Below are 5,995 nucleotides of genomic sequence, written 5' to 3'. Positions count from 1 at the left end.
ACTATATCTAGTGTTTGACTTGCTAAAAGCCTGGTTTCAAAGCAAGGTTCAAGGGTTAGATTTAGGAGAATTAATACTGACGAGAAATGAGTTGCGAATCACTTTCAGAAAACCAAAAGAGGAGAGAAATCGTGCCAAGTACATCGGGTGGGACTCCAACTTGTTCAGCCTTGATGGCTTTTCACCAAAATAGGGGAGGATAAAAATTAACTTGATTGAGTTGCACAACACCCACAGAGTTAACGAAAAAACAAGGAAGAGAGCACAGACAGTATCAAGTACGAAGACCTCAGTAAAAGAGAAAGTATCTAGACATGGTGAAAGAGAGAAAAACAGAGCTAAAGACTTTGTGCACAAGCTGACTAATGCACTCACAAGGTTGTTTCCAAACACAGTTCACGGCTTCGAGGACTTAAACAAAGCTGGTATGTTTAATGATTCTAGGGAACACAACAGGGATATTGCTAAGCAGAACTGGAAGCAGACAGTTCAATTCATGAGCTACAAAACCGAGGTAAAGCTGGTCGACCCTAGGATCACTTCTTCAACCTGTCCCAGTTGTGGCGGAAAGATGATAAAGCTTCAAGAGGGGCAGGTGGTTATATGCGTGACGTGTGGGTTGGAGTCAGACAGACAGCTCTGCGGGGCTATAAACATTTACCTCAAAATGTGTGGCTTTCCCCAGAGCCCGAGCGTCTTCTACCGTGTGGTGATCAAAAAGATGATCCCTCGGTGGAAGGTTCAAATGAGGGCTTTGGGTGGGGTTACCACGAAAGGGGGTAAGGGCGATGATATGCCACCGATGAACTCACGATGGTGGCTGAGCCTGATGAGCCCCAAGGCTTACATAGGCCTATGAATGCCTATGTAAGCTGAACCCCGTAATAGACGGGGTAAAACCACGCCCATGAATAAGGAACCTCCAATCCGATGACCCAATAAGCTATGTCTTCAATTGTTGAGCCGTATACCAAGTACCACAAAGTTTCTAGAGAGATTAACTTGCCAGAAGCTAAATAAGAGGGATAGACGAAGATTAACACGTAAATAATTCTATAAAAATAGAGGGAAACCAGAGGTGTAAAAATATGCTTCATCCACAGTGGAGAACTTGGGTTTGTTGATGGATCCCAGTTCATTCCAAGTTCAAAAACTGCGTACACAATAGAGAAAGATGTTAGAATAATTACTCCTTTTCTTGTTATCATAGTTTTTACTCACATCAAAAATATAAAAAAGATAATAACCAAAACTTATTCGAGGGCTAGTGAGATTTAAACTTAGATTATTCCTTAAATACTTAAAAATACTTAAAGAGATTTGATCTCAATTAACTTTATCTATTAACTTTATCTATGGTCTGTAACAAGAGGGATCTAAAGCAATACAAGGAACAACTTCCACTCGACCAGTTGCAAGTTCCTTTCTTGCAGGAGATCTTAAATCGGGTAGGTCATATTTTTTAAGAAGTTTAGACAACTTGTGAGGGTTTAAAATTTCGTTAATTTCTTCATATGTATTTTGAGGTACAACTAGCGCAAATTTTATATTATTTTCGTCAACATTACTAAATTTATTTATTATAGATTGTATTCCTTCTGAGTTAAAGAAATTAACTAACTGATCATCAATTGCCTTACGAATTTGGTCAACTTTAAACCTTTCGTTACCGCCTGGGCAAATCTTTTTAACCTCAATTAATCTGATGTAAAGCTTACCATTTGGGCAAAGGAATGCCACTGCTAAGTCTGGATGTGGGATAGAGAGAATAGAAAGATTTACAAACATCTTAAGATATTCAATATCTGCTATAAAGACTGGAAAAAGTTTGCCTTTAGTGTTGTTTTCGCAGTACTTAGCTAGATCATGTAATGAGAAACAACAACATCTCTCTTCTTTCTGTCTAGTATATATGCATATATAACAATCGTCATTATAGCAAACCATTTCATGCTTCTCACTGCTCATTTTTGCTAACCTCAAACGTCCAATCAAATAGTTTTTCCACAACCTCCACTGATATTCCTGGGGTGACAACGATCAATTGATCTAAGCTTTTTCTACTAGCTTTTCCTTCTTTAAAGTAATAGGAATATAATTTTATCTCCTTAAGTGCGTTTACAGCCCTTTCTGTCATTTCATCAAAAGTTGGAGGAATATAACCAAGAACGTTCTTTAACAGCTCTAGGATCTTTTCTTTATTGGGTTTATATTTTACTAGCTCTCCTATGAATTGTGCAAAAATATCGCTGTGAGTTGAAATGACAAATTTATAGCCCCCATTTACAAGGCTTAGGAGCATAACGGCTAAAACTAATTGATAAGCAGGATGTAACTGTGCTTCTGGTTCTTCAATAAAAACAAGGCTAGGTGTCTCTAAGTCCAATAGTGGAATTAACATGGTCGAAATCTCATTAACCATTGCAGAAACTTGCAAAGGAGTAAGAGCTCTGTTTTCAAGTAAGTAATAAATCTGATTAAGTTCATCCACGGCAATCTTCATGCCGCTAGTCGAAGTAGTCAGATCTAGTATGAACTTTTGCTTGTCGTTAAGAATTCCCGATTTAATAATTTCTTTCCCTGCATTAAAATTTTCAATAAAGCTCCGATAAGTCCAGTCCAACTCCAACTGTTGAGATTCTTTTATAGGAGGCCAATTGCCAAAAACACCTTTAAGAAGTTCCAAAAGAGGTTGGATGTTAAGGGCTAAGCTTGTTGCCAGATTTTTTGGACTCAGTATTGGATTAAATACTACAGAGAGAACACTCTTTCCATAAGGTAAAAACGCTACAGAGCTATAGTTTGTATGTACCCTTAAAGTTTCAACTATACTATTAAATATTGAGTCAAGCGAGAATAAGTCGCTGATTATTGGACTATAATTAGCCTCTAAAGAGACCTTTTGGGTTTCCGTTGTAGTGACATTGTTCATCTTTATATAAGCAACTACATCAAGCTCTACAACGTTTTTCTCTTCATCATACTTGATCTTCTTACCTATTTGTAGCTCTCCTTTATCTGAAGGCCTATAGAAGGGGACGATAGAGTTATTTCTCTTTCTGAGTTCTTCACTACTTATGCTTATATTCAAGTTATCAATAAAAGAGAGGAATTGCATATCATTTATGAAAACTACAGAAGTGGGGTCACCAAATTGATAGTTTACGCTCTGCCTTAATGCCTTAACTACTTCACTTTTCAAAGTCTCTTTTACCCTGCGAATAGTTCTCTGAACTAATGTAGTCACATTTTCAGCTTCAGAAAATTTAATTGTTGCTTCGCAACCATATTCAGAAATTTTTATGTTAACATCTAGTTGAAGCCCAACTTCATTCGCAATTTTTTCCAAATCCTGCTGAATGTTACAAGAGCCAATTAAAAAAGCGTTCGTCAAATATGAAAGGATATAATCGCCCTTTATCCATAACTCTTTGTTAAATAAGGAGTTAAAAATAGAGCCTTTAAGGGTGATTTCATGAGCTGAATCTAAAGGAAGTAATGTGGAGTAAATACTTCTAAGAGCATAAGATTTCCCAGTTGAAGGGTAACCAAGAAAGAGTGTGATATCGCCAAGTTCAATCTCAGCTTCTTTTATTGGCCCAATTTTTTCAAGCTTAAACTTCATAAGAGTAAATCGTAAAACAAGGTAAAAAGCAACACTTATTTCTTACCTACAATGATTCTAAGCTCCCTTCCTCTTTTTGTGTCTCTATCTCCAATAGTTCTTTGCTGCATCGCTGCTACGTCTTCCTTTACTATTGTGAAGAAACTGGAGATAACGTCCCTTATCTCCTTTACTTTTTCATCCCTTTCCTCATGGAACATTATTACTGTGAATTTATCCCTTTTCAACACCCTGTGAATTTCCTCTGTTGCTTTTTCCAGTTCCTTTAAGTACGTCTTCTCTTCTTTACCTCTTCTGTGATTAACAATTATTTCATTATCAAAATCGAGTCTCACTTTTAGCCATGCTGCGTAAAAGTATGAGAGTTCAAAATATTGTACCTCATCAAAGAAAGGAGGATCAGTGACAACTAAATCAACAGAGTTGTCTGGAATGGGTAAATTTTTTGCATCAGCATTAAGAAATGTTACGTCTGCCTTACTTTCAAGCACTCCATAAACGTCACCTTCAACCCAACCATTTCCCATTTTGTTTATCCTTCTTAACGCTTTCTCAAAAATCAAATAGGGATTTCTTTCTGCCCTTCTGTAAGGAATCCAATAGCAAGGTACTCCCCAAGGGCCAGCATTTGGTCTTGCCATTTTGCTAGATTGATACAGTATCGAGATAAAAGCAGCAAGTGCCTTTTCGTCTCTAGGTATCTCACTGAGGATTTCAGAGAGGATTAATAGGTTACGTCTAGTAAACAGTTCATCTACTCTATCAACAGTTCTTCTCTTATCGAAAGGTCTGCCGTTATTGTAGTATAACGCATCCTTTGGATAAGGATATGAAATTTCTCCTTCGTAGTCCTTTCCTTGATAGTCAATTAATGGCCCATAATAGAGTTTTGCCTTTGTAATTCTGTCTCCTTCCCAAAGATAGTAAGACACTTCTCTTTTTTCTACCTGATAGTCAATTAAGTATAAGTCTCGATATCTTTTACTGAGTGTAACCTTAGCCTCTTTTCTTAGCAAGTTTGCTTTTGCTATGATTAATGCTACAGGGTTTAAGTCATTAAAAATTGCTCTTCTCTTTAGCTCTAAAGCTTTAGCTACAATGTTTCCAGAACCTGCAAATGGGTCTAGGACAACTTCTCCGTCTCTAGAATAAGAAAGAATATAATTTTCTGCCAGCTTACCATCTTTTCTGCCCCAGTATCTTATCATTATTTTTGAAAACTTCTGTTTGTTCATGTTTTAAAGCAAGAAGTTTAATATTATTTTAAAGGGACGCTCTCTTCCCAAAGTGAATTGAACTTCTCTATGAACTTTTTAATTGCTCTTTCATCCTTAACTATATCAGCACTTTCTATGTTTTCGGTTAAACCTTTTCTAGTAAAGTTTACTGATCCTTTCATTAATAGTGTATTATCAATCAACAGCTCTTTTGCATGTAAATCCGTTTTGCTTGCCTTATGTATTCTTACTTCTATATTTTCGTTTCTTTTTATGTATTCTGTAAATAATCTTATGCTTTCTTGGTGGTAATCCGAAGGATCATTTGTAGTAATAATTTTCACGTGTAATTTTTTATTGTTTTTTGCTATAGAGATAATTTCATTAACTGTTAATTCCGATAAATAAGGACTAACAAGCTTAATATCTTCTTTAGCTATTTTAAGCAAAGCTTTGAAAAGTCTGTACCCCTCTCCTATACTAAGTTCCGAAGATATGATGTTTGGATTCTCCATTTTTTGATAGTTTAATAAAATTTGAGATAAAATATCGATATCTATTTTCTCAAGTATCGCTCTTGTTAGCTCTCTGGATACTAAAAAGGGTTGGTTAAAAATAGGGAATTGACAGTTTCTTTCTAACATAACACATAGTGGGCAACCATCCCAGCAATGTGGCCCTGTTTCAAGAATATCATCTAGTTTGGCCCTTGTGTATGGATCGATTTTTCTCTTTTGTACTATATATTCTCTAATAGAGTTTATATGAGGATAAACTCCTCGTAGGATTTTGTAATTTGGATTCTTATAGTAGAAACTTACATACGCATCCCTTATATCATCTATTACATTTTTAAAGTTAGGATTTATTGCCTGAGTAGAGACACTCTGTAACTTACGGGGGTTTTGCAATAAGTCAAAGAAATTCTCAATCTCATTTTCTATTTTTAAGCCGCAGTTGATTGAGTTATCTATATAAGACAATAAGAACTCTCTAAATTTTTCTATATCTATTTTAACTTCGTCTTTGAAACTTTTTAGATATCCTAGCCCACCTATTGCTTCTTCAACTATATAAACAGCTACTTTATTTTCACGTTCACTGATATTCCTTAAAAGAGGATGAGTAATATAGTAGGAAATTCCCTCGCCCC

The 5,995-nt window shown here is 35.9% G+C and carries 7 protein-coding genes; 2 read left to right on the top strand and 5 right to left on the bottom strand.

What is annotated here, in order from left to right; genetic code table 11:
• The coding region (locus tag AC3OCB_RS00170; RefSeq protein ID WP_498340116.1) for a hypothetical protein at positions 1 to 193 on the top strand (193 nt) is incomplete at its 5' end.
• Between the two features lie 18 nt (positions 194 to 211).
• Positions 212 to 859 carry a zinc ribbon domain-containing protein gene (locus AC3OCB_RS00165; RefSeq protein WP_498340115.1) on the top strand — a complete coding sequence of 216 codons (648 nt, stop codon included), beginning with the start codon at positions 212 to 214 and terminating at the stop codon, positions 857 to 859.
• Positions 860 to 863: 4 nt separating this feature from the next.
• On the opposite strand, the gene AC3OCB_RS00160 is transcribed toward AC3OCB_RS00165, so the two are convergent.
• The 5 genes from AC3OCB_RS00160 to AC3OCB_RS00140 form a co-directional block, all read right to left on the bottom strand.
• A complete protein-coding gene (locus AC3OCB_RS00160; RefSeq protein ID WP_498340114.1) occupies positions 864 to 1,208 on the bottom strand; it encodes a hypothetical protein in 345 nt (114 codons plus the stop codon).
• Between the two features lie 145 nt (positions 1,209 to 1,353).
• Positions 1,354 to 1,968: a hypothetical protein gene (locus AC3OCB_RS00155; RefSeq protein WP_498340113.1), complete on the bottom strand. Its 615-nt coding sequence runs from the start codon at positions 1,966 to 1,968 to the stop codon at positions 1,354 to 1,356.
• Positions 1,958 to 3,625, bottom strand: a complete 1,668-nt coding sequence (locus AC3OCB_RS00150; RefSeq protein WP_498340112.1) for an AAA family ATPase — start codon at positions 3,623 to 3,625, stop codon at positions 1,958 to 1,960. Before AC3OCB_RS00150 ends, AC3OCB_RS00155 begins: the two co-directional genes overlap by 11 nt.
• 35 nt (positions 3,626 to 3,660) lie before the next feature.
• Positions 3,661 to 4,833: a DNA methyltransferase gene (locus AC3OCB_RS00145; RefSeq protein WP_498340111.1), complete on the bottom strand. Its 1,173-nt coding sequence runs from the start codon at positions 4,831 to 4,833 to the stop codon at positions 3,661 to 3,663.
• A 50-nt stretch (positions 4,834 to 4,883) separates the two neighbouring features.
• The coding region (locus AC3OCB_RS00140; protein ID WP_498340110.1) for a phospholipase D family protein at positions 4,884 to 5,995 on the bottom strand (1,112 nt) is incomplete at its 5' end.

Source organism: Sulfurisphaera sp. (genome assembly GCF_059755235.1).
Note: the sequence above shows the minus strand (reverse complement) of the source record. Positions and strands in the feature narration are given on the sequence as shown.

Excerpts from the sequence above, each read along its gene's own strand:
- AC3OCB_RS00160 (WP_498340114.1), bottom strand. The coding sequence starts at position 1,208 with ATGATAACAAGAAAAGGAGTAATTATTCTAACATCTTTCTCTATTGTG.
- AC3OCB_RS00155 (WP_498340113.1), bottom strand. The coding sequence starts at position 1,968 with ATGAGCAGTGAGAAGCATGAAATGGTTTGCTATAATGACGATTGTTAT.
- AC3OCB_RS00150 (WP_498340112.1), bottom strand. The coding sequence starts at position 3,625 with ATGAAGTTTAAGCTTGAAAAAATTGGGCCAATAAAAGAAGCTGAGATT.
- AC3OCB_RS00145 (WP_498340111.1), bottom strand. The coding sequence starts at position 4,833 with ATGATAAGATACTGGGGCAGAAAAGATGGTAAGCTGGCAGAAAATTAT.